Below are 15,558 nucleotides of genomic sequence, written 5' to 3'. Positions count from 1 at the left end.
CCTCGGCCGCCGCGGCGGAGGTCCCGGCCAAGCCCCGGGAGCGCACGACCGTGCCCGGCGGCGCACGACCGCGCCGTCCGGGGAACGTCCACGGCCTCCCCGCCGGGTTTCGGTGCGGGGAGGCCGTGGTCGGTGCCCGCCCCCGCCGTCGGCGTCCGTGGGGATCGGCTTCCGGTGAGGGCGGGCGGGCTGCGGCGCGCACCGGGTCGGCGGGGCGCCGCAGCCCGGTCTGGTCAGCCGGTCGTCTGGACGACGACGGTCCGGCCGGCGGGAACGGTGACGGTGGCGTAGGTGTACGTGGTGCCCTCCACGGTCACGGTCCGCACGGGCTGCGCGGCGCCGTCGACGGTGATGCCGCTGTGGGCGCCGGTGAACCGGGCCGTCCAGCTGAGGCTGCCGGTGGCGGAGTCGTTGGTCAGCGTCGACTTCGTGGTGCCGTCGTGCCGCAGCGACACGGTGTCCCGGCCGACGGGGATGGACGTGAGCCCGAGCCAGCCGATGTCGGCGGGCAGCCGGGAGACCGTCGTCAGGGCGTGCGGGGCCGCGTCGGGCTGGACGCCCATCAGGCCCTGGACGGTCTGGCTCAGCAGGGTGAAGGGGATCTCCGGGTAGTCGCCGTTGAGGAAGCGGCCGGTGCTGTGCGGGGTGCCGATGTTGTCGTAGACGTACTGCATCCACTTCCAGCCGGTGGCACCCCGGTTGTGGGCGAAGAACACGTCGGGGAGGTAGGTCGCGGCTTCGAGGTTCTCGGGCGCTCCGGAGCCGGACGCCTGGGCGTCGATCCAGGTGAGGAAGTCGTCCTGGCGGGTTCCGGGGTCCATGATGCCCTTGAGCGGTATGAACCAGGAGTTCTCCTTCCCCCAGTCCGAGTACGCGGTGCCGTCCACGTCGTAGGCCCGCACGACCCGGTCCGGGTGCGCCGGGTCGACGCTCCAGCTGCTGTTGAAGTAGCTCCTGAGCGTGGCGGCGGCCTGGGTGTAGCCGGCGGCCCGGGCGGTGTCGCCCTTGGCGGTGGCCAGCGCGGCGGCGGCCAGGTAGGCCTGGTACTGGGAGCCGATGGCGTCGCCGGCCTCGGCGAGGGTGGCGCCGTTCTCGTTGTAGCTGGCCACGCCCTTGAAGATGTCGCCGCTGGTGGCCTGGGCGACGGGCACGCCGCCGTTGTCGATCGGGCCGGTGCTCCGGCTGATGTAGGGCCCGACCGTGTTGGCCACGTAGCCGGAGAGCACCGGGTCGTGGACGTAGTCGGAGTCCCCGGTCCAGGTGTACGCCTCGTTGATCTTCTGGGCGAGCTCGAAGGTGGCCGGCAGCTCGCGGACGAAGGAGGTGGGGCTGCGGTAGTCGATCGAGAGCGGGCTCTTGGCGTCGAAGTTGACGGCCCAGTACGGCGCGTAGCCGTGCTCGGGGGTGGCCGAGGACGCGAACGCGCGGAGCATCGTCTTGTTGGCCGCGTCGAGCCCGAGCAGGTGCGCGCCGACCAGCTGGTGGGCGAAGTCGCGCGAGTAGAAGCCGGAGCGGTGCGGGTAGCCCGCCCAGTAGGTGTCGCTGTAGACGGCCTGGCCCGTGCCGCCGCTGTTCCGCTCGTCGGCGTTGACCGGGCCGGTCGAACCGGGCTGGCTCACGAAGGAGTTGGCCTTGGCCTTGGCCCAGTCGAACAGGGCGGTGACGGTCGCGTTCGAGGAGCTGATCCGCGGGTCGTTGGGCGCGGCGGGGGCGACGGCGACGTCGTCGGCGTTCACCCAGCCGCCCGGTGCGGACCCGATGGCGAGGGTCACGGTGTCCCCGGCGTTCACGCGGACGCGCGAGACGGTGTACTTGGCGTAGGTCCGCTGCTCCGGGACGGTCACCGACCCGGCGGCGGCGCCGTTGACCTGCACGGTCAGGGTGCCGCCGGCGGCACCGGAGGCGATCCAGGCGCTGAAGTCGTACGCGCCGCTCCGCGGGGCGGTGACGGTCTGGCTCACCCGGTACCCGGTTCCGGCGTCCAGGTAGGCGAGGCCGGAACCGCTGTGGGGGTTGTTGCCGGCGGTGCCGGTGTGGGCGGTGAACGTCCAGCCGGCGCCGCCCTGTTCGAAGCCGGGGTTGGCGATGACCAGCGGGTCGACGCGGGTCAGCAGCCACGCCTGGTTGGCGCCGCCGTGGCAGGTGTACTGCTGGATCTGCACGTTCGCTCCCTGGGAGCCGCCCGGCACGTCCAGGCAGAGCGCGCCGTTCTGCGGGTGGATGGCGGTCGCGCCGTCGGCCGCGGTGCCGAGCGTGAACTGCTCGTTGGCGCCGCCGTCGCAGCGGTACAGGATGATCGGAGCGCCGGAGGCGGTCGAGCCGCCCTCGACGTTCAGGCAGGCGTTCGGCGCCGCGCGGTTGACGATCGCGTAGCCGCCCGCGCCGTTGGCCACGAGCTGCCAGCGCTGGTCGAGGCGCTCCTGGCAGGGCTGCTGCACGAGCGGGGTCAGGTCGGCGGAGCCGGACCACTTCCCGCCCAGGCACTGCCCGGTGGCGGCCGAGGTGAGGACGTAGCTGCCGCCGGGGGCGACCGGGGCGCCGGACGCGGCGCGGGCCGCGCCGGCGGGGGCGAGCGTGAGGGCGCTCAGGGCCAGGGAGACCAGACCCAGGTGGGCGCGGGCGCGGTGGCCCGCGCTGGGTGCGAGGGTGGGGGACAAGCGGATCCTCCGACAGCGTTGTGGGAAGGCGGTCCCCGGCGGCCTCAGGTGGGCGGCCGCCGGTCACGGAGCGGGCCGGTCGTGCCGCGCACGACGACCTCGGGTTGGAACATCAGCTCGCCGACCGGGACTTGGTGCCCGGACAGCAGGCCGACCAGACCGCGGGCGACCTCCGAGGCCAGCCGGTCGATGGGCTGGCGGACGGTCGTCAGCGGTGGATCGGTGAACTCCATCAGCGGGCCGTCGTCGTAGCCGATCACGGAGACGTCCGCGGGGACGGACATCCCCTGCCGGCGGATGGCCCGGATCGCGCCGAGCGCCATCTGGTCGCTGGCCGCGATGACGGCGGTGGCACCCTGCTCCAGCAGCTGCTCGGCGGCGAACTGTCCGCCCTCGACCGAGTAGGTCTGATGCACCACCAGGTGCTCGTCCTCGCCGAGGCCGAGCGCCGTCATGGCGGCCTGGTAGCCGGCGACGCGGCGGTCCGTCGGGCGGTTGCCGACCGGGCCGGCCGCCATCCCGATCCGGCGGTGGCCGAGCTGGTGGAGGTGCCGGACGGACAGCTGGGCCGCGTAGGAGTCGTCCGTGGAGTAGGCCACCGAAGGGCTGTCCTCGAAGCGGCCGTTGATGCAGACGTAGGGGACGGGGCGGTTCTCCAGCAGCTGGAGGACTTCGGGGTCGAAGTTGTCCAGCGTGTTGCTGGCGGAGCAGAACACGATGCCGGAGGCGCCCAGGTCCAGCAGCGACTTGAGGAAGTCCCGCTCCTGGACGCCCCCGGGCAGCGCCGGGCAGACGACCGCGCGCAGCCCGTGCGGGGCCAGCGCCAGGCCGATCCGCTCCGCCATGGCACCGAAGATCGGGATCGACAGACCGGGTGTGATCACGCCGACGATGCCGCCGGCCGTGCCACCGCGCTCGTAGCCGAGTTCCTCCATGGCCCGCTCCACCACGTGGCGGGTCTTCTGCGAGACGCCCGCCTTGCGGTTGAGCACGCGGCTGACGGTGGCGACGCTCACCCCGGCACGCTGGGCCACCTCGGTGATCCCGACCTTCTCGTGCTCCACTTACCTACCCCCAATGGGTTGATCGTTTCCCGACGGCCGTAACTATGTCACTTGGCGTGGTCGATGACCTGACACAGTCCACCGGCCGGAACCGGGACGGAGTGGAGGCCCGCGGGCAGGTCGAGGACCAGCGGCGGCTGTGCGCGGCCCGCGGCGGTGAAGCCGGTCAGCGTGACCCGGCGGTCCGGTCCGGTGACCTCCAGCAGGAGGCGGCCCGCGGTCGAGGCGTTGACCACGGTGAGGTCGCTCCACGACTCCGCGGGCAGCGTGACCGGCCGGTCCGCGTAGGTGGTGATCACCCACCGGTCCCCGAGCCGGGCGGTCACCTGCGGGTACAGCTCGTCGGGCCGGCCGGGCTCGTAGTGGCCGCCGATCAGGACCGGGCTGAGCCGCTGCCAGGTGGCCAGCCAGAACGCCAGGGCCTCGCGGTGGGACGCGGAGAGCTCGGACAGCCGGGTGGAGATCTGCGGCACGGAGTACAGCGCCCCGTGGATCTGTCGGGCCAGCACCTCCGGGGGGCCCTGCGGGTCCCACATCAGCATGTCGGAGTGGACGGTGCCGCCCGGCGCGAGCATGGCGATGTCGAGGGTCCGGACGCGGTTGGCGACCGCGTCGGCCGGGCAGTCGATGGCGCGCAGCAGGTTGCCGAAGGCGGTCATCGCCGGGCCGGTGTAGCGCTGGCGGAGCTCGATGACGAAGTCGTCGCCGCGCAGGGCGCGCAGCTCCTCCCGGAGGGCGGCCATCATCACGGCCATGGCCTCGCCGGCGTCGGCGACGAAGCCGGGGCCGGCGTCGGCGGGGACAGGCGCGGCGGCGTAGGCCACCGCCTCGTCCAGGAAGTCGATCTTCAGGCCGTCCAGGTCGTAGGTCTCGACCACGTCCCGGCAGGTGCGCACCACGTGGTCGCGTACCTCCGCGTGCCGGGGGTCGAGGATGCGGCAGTCGAGGCGGTGGACGCGGTGCGGCGCGTAGCGCGCCCAGTCCCGGTGGGCGTCGGCGCGCTCGCCGAGCAGCAGCGGGGCGATCCACGCGGTGTAGCGCAGGCCGGTCTCCCGGACGGCGGCGACGTGCGCGCGGAGGTCGGGGAACTTGGCCGGGTCGGCCCGCCAGTCGCCGCATCCGGCGTAGCCCCGCCCGTCGCCGTGCAGCTGCCAGCCGTCGTCGAGGAAGAGCTGGCCGCAGCCGAGTTCGGCCGCGAGTACCGCCTCGCGCTCGATGGCGCCGGCCTCGACGTCCTGGGTGAAGGCGTACCAGGTCGAGTAGACCGGGGTGCGGCCGAAGTCGGGGGTGGGCAGGGGCGTGCCCCCGGGGAGGCCGGCGAACCAGTCCCGCAGTTCGCGCAGCGCGGCGGCCAGGGTCTCGCCCGGCGCGGCGAGCCGCAGTCGGAAGGACTCGCCCGGGCCGAGCGGGAAGCGCAGCCAGACGCCGAAGCGCTTGTGCTCCTCGGAGACGCCGAACCGGACGGCGGTCTGCCGGACGGTGCGGTCGGCGGCGAAGGCGAGCACGGCGTTCCCGGCTGTGTCGTAGAGGCAGCCGGCGGGGGCGGAGTCCACGAGGGAGACGGAGCGCCAGGGCGACCAGTCGGCCGGCAGGGTGCGTTCCCAGTTGGCGTTCGGGTGCCAGAAGCCGGCGGCGTCGCCGAGCGGCACGTCGATGCGGACCGTCACCTGGGTGGCGGGGGCGGCGGCGGTGACCACGGCGGTGTCGCCCTCGGCGCCGGGGGCGGGCGTCAGGTCGACGGTGCCCTGCGGGGCGTCCACCGTGATCCGGGCGCCGAGCAGGTCGAGTCGGCCGGTGCCGCTCCCCCACTGGTCCGCGGTGAAGGTGGGCAGTGCGGCGAGGTCGAGTGAGCCGGTCTCCACGGGAGGCCTCTCTGAAGTGGGTTCGGGGTCGGAGGTCTGCGGGTCGGTCACTGCTTGACGGCCCCGGCGAGCATCCCGGAGACGAAGTGCTTCTGCAGGAAGAGGAAGAGCACGGCCATCGGGACCGCGGCCACCGCCGTCCCGGTGAGCAGCTGCCCGTAGTCGACGTCGGAGCTGCCCGTGAGGGCGGCCAGGGCGACCGGGATGGTGTAGGCGGACGGGTCGCGCAGTGCGACCAGCGGCCACAGGAAGTCGTTCCACTGGAAGAGGAAGAGGAACATCGCCAGCGCGGCGAGCGCCGGGCGCATGGTCGGCAGCGCGATGCGGAAGAAGAGGCCGAACTCGCCGCAGCCGTCGATCCGGCCGGCGTGGAGCAGTTCGTCCGGCAGCGACCGCATGGACTGCCGCATCAGGAAGATCCCGAACGGCAGGGCCAGGTTGGGCAGCAGGACGGCCTGGTAGGTGTTGAGCCAGTCCAGGTTGACCATCATCTTGAACAGCGGCACGACGGTCAGCTGGGCGGGCACCACGAGGGCCAGCAGCAGGACGGAGAACAGCAGGCCCTGGCCGCGGAAGCGGTACTTGGCGAACCCGTAGCCGGCCAGGGTGCAGACGACCCCGCCGAGGAGGGTGTAGACGACCGACAGCAGCACGGAGTTGAGCACGACGCGGCCGAAGCCGACGGACTCCTCCAGGTTGCCGAGGTTGGTGCCGAGTTCGCCGCCGGGCAGCAGGTGGGGCGGGCGGCCGAAGATCTCGTGCGAGGTGTGCGTGGAGGCGATCACGAGCCAGTACAGCGGCGCGACCGTGAACGCCAGCAGGACGAGCATCCCGCCGGTGAGCAGGACCTGGCCCCGTCGGGACGCGCGGAAGGCGGGGCTGGTGCCGGCCATCAGTCCTCCTCCTTGGCGAGCTTGACCTGGACCAGGCCGAACAGCGAGATGATCAGGACCAGCGCGTAGCCGATCGCGGACGCGTAGCCGAAGTCGAAGTACCGGAACCCGGTCTGGTACAGGTACACGCCGATGGTGGTGGTGGCGTTGTCGGGGCCGCCGCCGGTCATGATGAACGGCTCGTCGAACAGCTGGAGGGTGCCGATGGTGGACAGCACCACGGTCAGCACCACGGCGGGCCGCAGGCCGGGGAGGGTGACGTGCCAGAACCGGCGCCAGGCGCCCGCGCCGTCGACGGCGGCGGCTTCGAGGTGCTCGGCCGGGATCGTCTGGAGGCGGGCCAGGTAGATCACCGCGTTGTAGCCGGTGTAGTGCCAGGTGAGGGCCAGCATGATGGCGATCCGGGCCCAGAACGGGTCGGTGAGCCAGTGCACCTCGGGCAGTCCGACCAGCTGCAGGAGCCAGTTCACGGCGCCGGAGTCCTGGTTGAGCAGCGCGCCCATCATCAGGCCGTAGGTGACCAGACCGGTCACCACCGGGAGGAAGAACCCCAGCCGGAACACCGGCTTCCAGCGCAGCAGCGCCGAGTTGAGCGCCACCGCGAGGCCGAGGGCGAGCGCCAGCATGACCGGCACCTGGACCACCAGGATCAACGCGGTGTTCCCCAGCGCCTTCCAGAACAGCGGGTCGTGCACCAGGCGTTCGTAGTTGCCGAGGCCGGTCCAGGTCTGCGTGGTGCCCTCGGTCCGGTACAGGCTGAGGACGAAGGACCAGCCGACGGGGTAGAGCCGGAACGCCGCGAACAGCAGGAGGGCCGGGAGCACGAACAGGTACGGCGCCACGCGGGCGCCCCCGGCCCGGCCCGTCCGCCGACGGGCCGGGCCGGAAGTCCTCGTGGGAGAGGGGCCGGCCCCCGGCGGGGCCGGCCGTTCGAGTCGGACGGAGGTCATGCCTGCGCCCGCCGGGTCTGCTGGACGAGCTGCTCGGCGGCGGCCTTCAGCACGGCGGCCGGCTCGGCGCCCTGGAGCAGGACCTTGGTCTGGGCGTCGTCGATGACCTTCAGCCCGCGCGCGTAGTCGGCGGTGTAGTTGGTGGGCACCGACGGCTTGGACAGCTCTTCGAGGAGGACCTCGGCGTACTTCTGACCGCCGAAGAACGCCGACTCGCCGTGGAACACCGGGTCGTCGTAGGCCTTGAGCAGGGCGGGGAAGATGCCCTTGTTCTTGTAGATCGCGACCTGCGACTCCGGCCGGGTCAGCGCGAACTCGGCGAAGGCGAAGGCCGCCTGCTGGTTCTTGCTCGACCCGGCGATGGCCAGGTGGGTGGAGTTGACGATCGCCGACCGCGAGCCGCCCGGGGTGACGGCGGGCGGCAGCATGAGCTGCCAGTTGCCGCTCTGGTCGGCGGCGAGGGTCTCCATGTAGCCGCCGTACCAGGCCGGGTTGGGGCAGACCGCCACCTTGCCGGCCTTCACGGCGGAGTCGTAGCCGGGCTGGCCGGGCGAGCCCTGCACGTCGAGGAGCAGCCCGGCGTCGTTCATCTCCTTGATGATCGTGAGCGCCCGGACCGCCTCCGGCGAGTTGATGGTGATCTTCCCGTCCAGGTTGAAGTAGAACGCGCCCTGGAGCTGGAGCAGCAGCTGGAAGAGGTTGGCCGAGTCGGCCTGGGAGGCGGAGCGGTCGACCGCGAGCAGCGCGGTGCCGGTGGCCTCCTTGACCTTCTTGCCGGCGGCTATGACGTCGTCCCAGGTGGCGATGGTCGTGGCGTCGACGCCGGCCTTCTTGAAGAGGTCGGCCCGGTAGAAGAAGCCGGCGGCGTTGGCCTCCCAGGGCAGCGCGTAGACCTTGGAGTCGCGCGAGACGGTCTGCCACAGGCCGGGGGCGAAGGAGCTCGCGTGCTTGTCGGCGCCGAGCTTGGAGATGTCGGCCAGGCCGCCGGGGAACTTCTCGATGTAGCTGGGGAGGTAGTCCACGCCGATGTGCAGGACGTCGGCCAGGCCCTGCCCGCCGGCCGCCATCGCGATGGTGATCTTGTCCCAGATGGCCGGGTTGCCGATGTCCTGCACCGTCACCCGCACCTTCGGGTGGACGGCGTTGAAGGCCGGGATCAGGGCCTTCAGCTCGGCCGCGGGGTTCTTCCAGCTCCACACGGTGATCGCCCCGGACAGCTCGCCCGAGCCCCCGTTCCCACCGCCGCCGCCGGAGTCCGAACCGCCGCACGCGGCCAGGACCGAACCCCCGCCGGCGGCGACCGCCGCGGCACCCAGTCCCTTCAGGAACCCGCGCCGGCTCGAACCACCCACGACTCTGCCACCCATGTCCGGGTCTTCCTCTCTCGATGCGCCGCCGCCGCACACACCGGCGTCGCGCGTTGGTGCGGCGCCACCCTCGCAACTCGGGTTCGCCGCGCCGCTCCCCTGACGAGCGGCGGAAGTGAATGTAGTCAGCTCATCGAGGCGTTAGCAAGATTTTCTCGCTGTTTTCGCTGCATGAAGCGAAAACGTTGCAAGAGTCTGAGTCACGGGAGGTGGGAACGTGCCGTTTTGTGCGGAGGAGAGGGTGTTTGGCGGCGTTTCGGCGCATGCCGGAGACCGGGCGGGGTGACGTGAGGCGGGCCGGAGCAGGCCGAAGCGGGGCGGGGAGAGGCGAGGCCGGCGAGGCGGGACTTGGGGCGGGCGCGGGGGGCGGGGCCGGGGCAGGGGCAGGGGCAGGGGCGGGGGCGGTGGGCTCAGGCCGCGACGCAGTCGCGGATCTTGGCGGTGAGCCGGGCCACGTCCTCCAGCCGGTGGGTGAGGTCGGTCTGGACCTCGGCCGCCTCCCGCCAGGCGGCGCACGCGTCGGCGACCTTGCCCGCCGCGTGGTGCGCGTCACCGAGGTGTTCGAGGTTCTGCGCCTCGTTGGAGCGGTGGCCGATGGTCCGGTTGATGACCAGGGCGCGCTCGTAGCAGTCGGCCGCCTCCGGGTACCGGCCCAGGCCCTGCAGGGCGAATCCGATGCTGTCCCAGGCGTTGGCCTCGCCCCGGTGGTCCCCCACCTCCCGGTGGTAGTCCAGCGCCCGGCGGCAGGTGTCCGCCGCGTCGGCGTAGCGGCCCAGCTGTGCGTAGTCCCAGCCCGCCGCGTTGAGCGCCCTGGCCCGGCAGATGCCGTCACCGGCCGCCTCGAACAGGTCCAGGGCGAGCAGGTCGTGCCGCAGGGCCCGTTCCTGGTCCCCTCTGGTCTCCCACAGGTAGCCGAGGAGGAGCTGGGCATGGCCCTCCACCTCGGGCCGGCCGAGGGCCCGGCAGAGCCGGACCGACTCCTCCAGGTGGGCGAGCGACTCGTCCTGGCGGCCCAGCTCCATCGTGGCGCAGCCCAGTTCGCGGTGCGCGCGCGCCTGTTCGGCGCGGTCGCCGGCGGCCGTGGCCGCTGCCAGCGCCGCCCCGAACACGGCCACCATGTCGTGCCAGCGCGCTCCCCTGCCGAGGAAGGTGCTGAGGGTGCTCGCGAGCTGCCAGGTCCGGGCCGCCGGCCGGTCGGCGCCGGCCTGCCGGACGAGCGCGTCCAGCACCGGGTACTCGGCGGTGAACCAGGCGTGCGCGGCCCGCTCGTCCGCCGGCTGCCACGGGCCGGAGCCGGGGTGCGGCGGCGGCAGCGGCGCCGTGTCCTGGTGGACGTTCAGCAGGCGGTCGCAGGCGAGCGCGGTGTGGAGGTGGTGGTCGGCCAGCCGGGCGAACGCCCCGTCGCGGTCGGGGTCCTCCGCGACGAGTTCGAGGGCGTGGGCCCGGACCAGGTCGTGGAGGGTGAAGCGGCCCGGCCGGTCCTCCGTGAGGAAGTGGGCACGGGTGAGCTCGGCGACCTGCGGACGGACGTCCGGGAGCGGTCCACCGGCGAGCGCGGCGGCCGCGGCGAGCGAGATCTCCGGGCCGGGGTGCGTGCCGAGGAGCCGGAAGAGCCGCCGCGCGGGCCGGCCGAGCGTCCGGTAGGACGAGGTGAGGACGGCCCGGACGTCGGCGCCCGTGTCGCCGGCGCCGAACGCGTCGAGGGTGTTGCGCACCCGCCCGAGGTCCTCCGCCAGCTCGGACAGCGCGAGGCCGGGCCGGTCGGCCGCCCGGGCGGCGAGGACGCTGATCGCCAGCGGCATCCCCCCGCAGAGTTCGAGCAGCCGGTCGGCGGCGGGCCGGTCGGCGTCCACGCGGCCGCGCCCCAGGTGGCCGGCGAGCAGCCGGGCGGAGTCCTCGCCGGACAGCGCGCCCAGCGTCAGCGCGTGCGCTCCGTGCGCCACGACGAGGCCCGGCAGGCGGCGGCGGCTCGTGACCAGCGCGGTGCAGCCGGGCCCGCCGGGCAGGAGGGGGAGGACCTGCTCGGTGTCCTGGGCGTTGTCGAGCACCACGAGGATCCGCTTCGCCGCCGTCAGGCTGCGGTAGAGGCCGGTCTGTCCGTGGAGGTCGGTCGGCACGGCGTGCGGGGCCACCCCGAGCGCTTCGAGGAAGCCGCGCAGGGCGGTCTGCGGCCGGATCGGGGCCTCGGCGGGGTCGAAGCCCCTCAGGTTGACGAAGAGCTGCCCGTCGGGGAACGAGTCGAGGTTGTCGTGGGCCCAGCGCAGGGCCAGCCAGGTCTTGCCCATCCCGCCCGCCCCGGTGACCGCCAGGACCGGGCGGGAGTCCGCGTCCTCGCGCGCACCGAGCCGCTCCAGGTCCCGCTCCCGGGCCGTGAACCGGTCCGGCGGCAGCGGCAGTTGGCGCGGCACGGTGAGCGGTGACGCGGCGGACGACGGCGCGGTGGACGACGAGGCGGTGGACGGCGAGGCGGTGGACGGCGAGGCGGTGGACGACGGTGCGGTCGACGGCGGCGCGGTGGACGACGGTGCGGCGCTCGGCGGACCGGTGGGCGCCGGCGCGGGGTGCGGCGCCTCCAGCGCCGGGTCGGCGGCCAGGATGCGCACGTGCAGCCGGCGCAGCGACGGGCCGGGGGCGACGCCGAGCTGTTCCGCGAGCTCCCGGCGGGTGCGCTCGTAGTGCTCCAGCGCGTCCGCCTGCCGTCCGCTGCGGTACAGGGCGAGCATGAGGCGCCCGGCCGGTTGCTCGTCGAGGGGCCGGTCGGCCGCCAGCCGCCGGAGGTCGCCGAGCACCTCGGCGTGCTCGCCGCAGTCGAGCCTGAGGTCCATCAGGTCGGCCTCGGCGGTACGGTGCCGCTCGTCGACTCGCTCGCGGAGGCCGTTCAGCCAGGGGGTGTCGATCCGGGGGAGCAGGGCGCCGCGCCGCAGCGCGACCGCCTGCTCCAACAGGAGCCGCGCACGCGCCGGTTCGGCGCTCCGCGCCTCGTCCGTCCAACGCGTGAAGCGGTGCAGGTCGACCGCCATCGGGTCGACGTCGACGGCGTACCCGCCGTCCCGGCGCTCGATCCTCGCCGCCCCGGCCTCGTCCAGGGCCTGCCGGAGCCGGGAGAGGTAGCTGTAGAGGGTGCTCCGGCCGCGCCTCGGCGGGGCCTCGCCCCAGACCCGTTCGAGCAGCTGGTCCGCGGTCACGCAGACGTCCCGGTCGGCCAGCAGGGCGACCAGCACGCACCGTTGGCGCGGGTGCCCCAGGTCGACGGCCCGCCGGCCGATCTCCACCTCGACTCCCCCGAACAGTCGGATCCGTACTGACATGCCGTCAATCTCCTTGCTTCTGAAAGAACTTCAGATGACCGGCGCCCGCTGTGGCAAGCCTAGCCATCGCTCCCGGAACGCGAAATCAGCGCTGACCTGCGGGTTCAACACCCTTCGCAAGGTCCGGACAAGGCGCGGTTGCCAGATTCGGATCGGTCACACCGGCCGGGGCGTGGTCGAACACCCCCGGCCGGCGCGCATCGAGGCGCCCGGGTGGCCGCCCCGCACACCGCAGGAGAAGAACCGTGCAGAACGCCCGCACCGTCCAGGACGGCGCCGACGCCACCACCACCGCCGCCGACGCCGACGCCGTGCAGCTGCTGCCGCCGCTGCCGCTGCACTGGCCGATCGCGCCCGCGGAGGAACCGAGGGCGCCCCTGGGGGGCGGGCAACCGAGCGGGGCCGGGCGCAGCAACGGCGCTGACGCTGACGCGGGCGGGGGCGGGGGCGGGGCCCGCAGGGGGGACGGGGGAAACGGGGGGAAGGGGCTCGGCGGGGTGGCCGGGCCCGACACGACCGGGGATGCCGGCGGCCACGGGGGTGTCGCCGGCGCCCCGACCCCCGCGGCCGACCGGGCGCCCGTCCCGGCTCCGGGAGCGGGCCGTGGCCGCTGAAACCGCGGAGTTCGGGACCGGCCTGCTGCACACCACCGTGCGCCGCACCGCGCACGGCTACCTCTGGTCGCGCTCGCCCGGCCCGCACGCGCCGTCCCCCTTCGCGTCCTCCTCCCCCGGGCTGGCCGAGCTGCTCGCCGGCCTGGCCCCGGTCCCCGGGACCGGTGGGACCGTCGGGACCGCCGGGACCGCCGGGACCGTCGGCGCCGGCTGGCTCGTCGGGAAGGAGGACGGCCTCGGACGCCGCCACTACACCGCGCACAGCCCGCTCAGCGCGGCCCACCTCCTGCTGCTGGGCGCCGGCGCGACGGAGGACGACCCGGCACACACCGCACTCGTGGACGCCGTCGGCGCTCTCGGCCGCCTCCTGGCCGGCCTGCACCGCACGCCGCTGCCGCCGGGGCTCCCGGCGCCCGCCCCCTCCCGCGCCCTGCGCAGGCTGCACGCCTGGCTCACCGGCGACTCACCCGTCCCCGGTGCGCGGCTGCTGCGCGGTGCGCTGGGCGCACGGCGCTACGCCACCCTGCTCCGCGGCTGTGCGAGCGCCCTGGCACCGGGCGCCGGCGGGGTGCTCTGCCACGGTGCACCCGGGCTCGGTGCACTGCTGCCCGGCGGGCCGGGAGGCCGGACCGCGGTGTTCATCGGCGAGGACGTCTGTCTTGCCCCGGCGGCGTACGACCTGGGGTGGCCGGTGGGCGAGCTGATCGAACTGCGGTGGTCGCTCGGGGCGCGCGCACCGGACGCCTGGCAGCGGCTCATCGGCGCGGCGGCCGCCGGGTACGGCGCCACGGGGGACGTGTCCGACAGCTTCTGGCCCGCCCTGCGGATCGCCGTCCACGCCCACGACACCATCGCGTACCGGCCCTGGCCGCCCGATGTCGCGGTCCCCCGGTTCGCCCCCTTGCTCCGCGGCCTCCTCGACGCGTCCGATGTCCACACCTCCGACGTCCGCGCGCCCGGGCAGGACCACGGCGCCGAACGGCCCGGCCCGGCTCGCTGACCTCCGGCCGTCCCGGCCCGGTGCCCGAACCCCGAGCGGGCCCGGCGGCGCGCACCTCGCCGCGTCGCCGGCCCGTTCGGGGCACAGTCTCAGGGGCAGCCGACGTCCGTGCCGGTGCCGCCGGTGAGGCCGTCGTTGGTGGCGGCTCCGCCGTCGTACTCGTAGTAGACGTACGAGTAGAAGTCGACGTTCAGCCCGCTCCCGCAGGCGGAGTCGGGGGCGACGGCATAGGTCAGGGTGAAACTCGTACTGGCTCCGGCCGCCAGCGGCAGGGCGTAGTACGCGCCCACGCCTCCGGCCTGGGAGTTGCCGCAGGGCGTCTGGGGGTACGGCGCTCCGTTGCAGGCGGTCAGCTCGTACTTGAGGCCCCGGGACAGGTCGGTCATCGTGTCGTAGGTCTGCTGGACGGTCTGGAAGACGAAGCGGATCGGGGTGTCGTGCGGGTTGGTGACGGTCACCGTCATGGTGAACGAGTCACCCGGGGGGCGTCGTCGGCCGGTCGCTCACCAGCGTGACCGGTACTGGTAGCAGGGGCGCGGCCGTGGCGGCCCGGGCGGGCACGGCCGCGAGGAACAGGCCGGTCACGAGGGCCGGCACGACGAGGGCGAGGACGGAACGGCTCCACAGTGTCCTGTACATGGCCGCCGAGCGTAGGGCCCCGGGACCGCCCCGAAGGTCGGCCCCCAGCCGGGACCGAATCAACGCATGAGGATCGAACGGACGTACGGGACCGGCGCGTCCGCGTTCCGCTCCCCCGGGGCCGGTCGACCCCTACCCTTCGGCTCCGCCACGGCCGCCCCGGGCTTCGGCGGCGGCCGCGGCGGCACCCGCGCGGACGGGGTCACCCCGGGCCGCGCAACGGCAGCCCGGGGCGGGCCCTGCATCAGCAGGTGACGAGGACGTCCACGGTCGAGGCGGGCGGCGGGGTACCGAAGTCCGTCAGCGCGAAGGACGCCCGGACCGTCGAGCCGCAGGGCGCCTCGGTCCGCGGGCCGCTGACGTAGCCGGTTCCGGCGCCGAGGTAGGTGGAGCCGCTGCGGGCACCCAGCGCGGCTCCGCCGACGACGGCCGCGGACGTGGTGTAGAGGAAGCTCCGGCCGGGCCCCGGGACCAGCTGCATGCTGGTGCCGTAGACGCTGACCGAGGTGCCGTCGACCGTCACGCAGACCGAGTTCAGCCTGTTGATCATCACCACGGCGGGGCCGCACGTGGTCGTCGCGGTGGTCGTCGCGGTGGTCGTCGCCGCAGCGGAGCCGGCCACGGTCACGGGGGCGGCCGCCGGGACGGCTGCGGATGCGGGGGCGATTGCGGGGGTGTTTGCGGGAGCTGCCGCGGCTGCGGCCGGCGGACCGGCGACGGCGAGCGCGGCGGCGAGGACAAGGGCGGATCGCTTCACGGGACTTCTCTCCTGAGGGTCGGCGAGGCATGCCGTGTGGGGCCGACACCCTTCGAACACAATGTGATATGTCACATCGCAACATCGATACTGCCATGGAATACGGCACTTCCCACCCACATCTGCGCCTCCGGCGGGGAACGGGCCTTAGATAGTGCATCCGTGACCGAAAACCATCCGGTGGAGGCGCGCCGGAACCCGGCCCGCGCGCGCCGGTGGAACCGGCCACGAACGGGAGCGGCCACGGGCGGACGGCGCCGCTCCCCCGCGATCGCGACGGGGCGGGGCGGGGCGAAGCGGGACGGGGCGCGACAGGCGGGCGGCCCGTGTCCCGGTCCGGCGCCGCCGGACCGGGACAGGGAACGAGAGATGGGTAGTCACCCGCATTGTTCCCCGCACCGTTCCGGAGGTCCGCTTGACCATCGGCCCGGGGCGCCGCACGAGTCA

At 73.9% G+C, this 15,558-nt stretch carries 12 protein-coding genes; 2 read left to right on the top strand and 10 right to left on the bottom strand.

All coding sequences use genetic code 11. The features are described 5' to 3' along the window. Positions 1 to 233 precede the first annotated feature (233 nt). From AC067J_RS20985 to AC067J_RS20955, 7 genes are all read right to left on the bottom strand, one after another. The gene (locus AC067J_RS20985; protein WP_478301293.1) at positions 234 to 2,657 is read right to left on the bottom strand and encodes an RICIN domain-containing protein; all 2,424 of its coding nucleotides are present in this window, start codon (positions 2,655 to 2,657) and stop codon (positions 234 to 236) included. A 44-nt stretch (positions 2,658 to 2,701) separates the two neighbouring features. Further along, complete coding sequence (locus AC067J_RS20980; RefSeq protein WP_478301291.1) at positions 2,702 to 3,721, bottom strand: LacI family DNA-binding transcriptional regulator; 1,020 nt, start codon at positions 3,719 to 3,721, stop codon at positions 2,702 to 2,704. A 47-nt stretch (positions 3,722 to 3,768) separates the two neighbouring features. Further along, positions 3,769 to 5,583, bottom strand: a complete 1,815-nt coding sequence (locus AC067J_RS20975; RefSeq protein WP_478301289.1) for a glycoside hydrolase family 36 protein — start codon at positions 5,581 to 5,583, stop codon at positions 3,769 to 3,771. Between the two features lie 47 nt (positions 5,584 to 5,630). Beyond that, a complete protein-coding gene (locus AC067J_RS20970; protein ID WP_478301287.1) occupies positions 5,631 to 6,476 on the bottom strand; it encodes a carbohydrate ABC transporter permease in 846 nt (281 codons plus the stop codon). Continuing rightward, positions 6,476 to 7,318 (bottom strand): carbohydrate ABC transporter permease, encoded by an 843-nt coding sequence (locus AC067J_RS20965; RefSeq protein WP_478301285.1) that lies wholly within the window; start codon positions 7,316 to 7,318, stop codon positions 6,476 to 6,478. The genes AC067J_RS20970 and AC067J_RS20965 overlap by 1 nt, the downstream gene beginning before the upstream one ends. Positions 7,319 to 7,422: 104 nt before the next feature. After that, positions 7,423 to 8,793, bottom strand: a complete 1,371-nt coding sequence (locus AC067J_RS20960; RefSeq protein ID WP_478301283.1) for an ABC transporter substrate-binding protein — start codon at positions 8,791 to 8,793, stop codon at positions 7,423 to 7,425. Between the two features lie 410 nt (positions 8,794 to 9,203). Further along, positions 9,204 to 12,101, bottom strand: coding sequence for an AfsR/SARP family transcriptional regulator (locus AC067J_RS20955; protein ID WP_478301281.1), 2,898 nt, complete (start codon positions 12,099 to 12,101; stop codon positions 9,204 to 9,206). 245 nt (positions 12,102 to 12,346) lie between these two features. Between AC067J_RS20955 and AC067J_RS20950 the strand changes: the two genes are divergently transcribed. Together AC067J_RS20950 and AC067J_RS20945 are read left to right on the top strand one after the other, a co-directional pair. Next, positions 12,347 to 12,715: a hypothetical protein gene (locus AC067J_RS20950; RefSeq protein ID WP_478301279.1), complete on the top strand. Its 369-nt coding sequence runs from the start codon at positions 12,347 to 12,349 to the stop codon at positions 12,713 to 12,715. After that, positions 12,705 to 13,715, top strand: coding sequence for a hypothetical protein (locus tag AC067J_RS20945; protein WP_478301277.1), 1,011 nt, complete (start codon positions 12,705 to 12,707; stop codon positions 13,713 to 13,715). The genes AC067J_RS20950 and AC067J_RS20945 overlap by 11 nt, the downstream gene beginning before the upstream one ends. Before the next feature lie 89 nt (positions 13,716 to 13,804). On the opposite strand, the gene AC067J_RS20940 is transcribed toward AC067J_RS20945, so the two are convergent. The 3 genes from AC067J_RS20940 to AC067J_RS20930 form a co-directional block, all read right to left on the bottom strand. Further along, entirely contained in the window at positions 13,805 to 14,179 is a 375-nt protein-coding gene (locus tag AC067J_RS20940) for a hypothetical protein (RefSeq protein ID WP_478301275.1), read from the bottom strand. A 10-nt stretch (positions 14,180 to 14,189) separates the two neighbouring features. Continuing rightward, on the bottom strand, positions 14,190 to 14,354 hold the full coding sequence (locus AC067J_RS20935; protein ID WP_478301273.1) for a hypothetical protein: 165 nt from the start codon (positions 14,352 to 14,354) through the stop codon (positions 14,190 to 14,192). A 244-nt stretch (positions 14,355 to 14,598) separates the two neighbouring features. Further along, positions 14,599 to 15,111, bottom strand: a complete 513-nt coding sequence (locus AC067J_RS20930) for a hypothetical protein (protein WP_478301271.1) — start codon at positions 15,109 to 15,111, stop codon at positions 14,599 to 14,601. Positions 15,112 to 15,558: the final 447 nt, after the last annotated feature.

This window comes from Kitasatospora sp. NPDC042419, assembly GCF_056437345.1.
The sequence above is the reverse complement of the archived record's forward strand: the minus strand, read 5'-3'. Positions and strand labels throughout refer to the sequence as shown.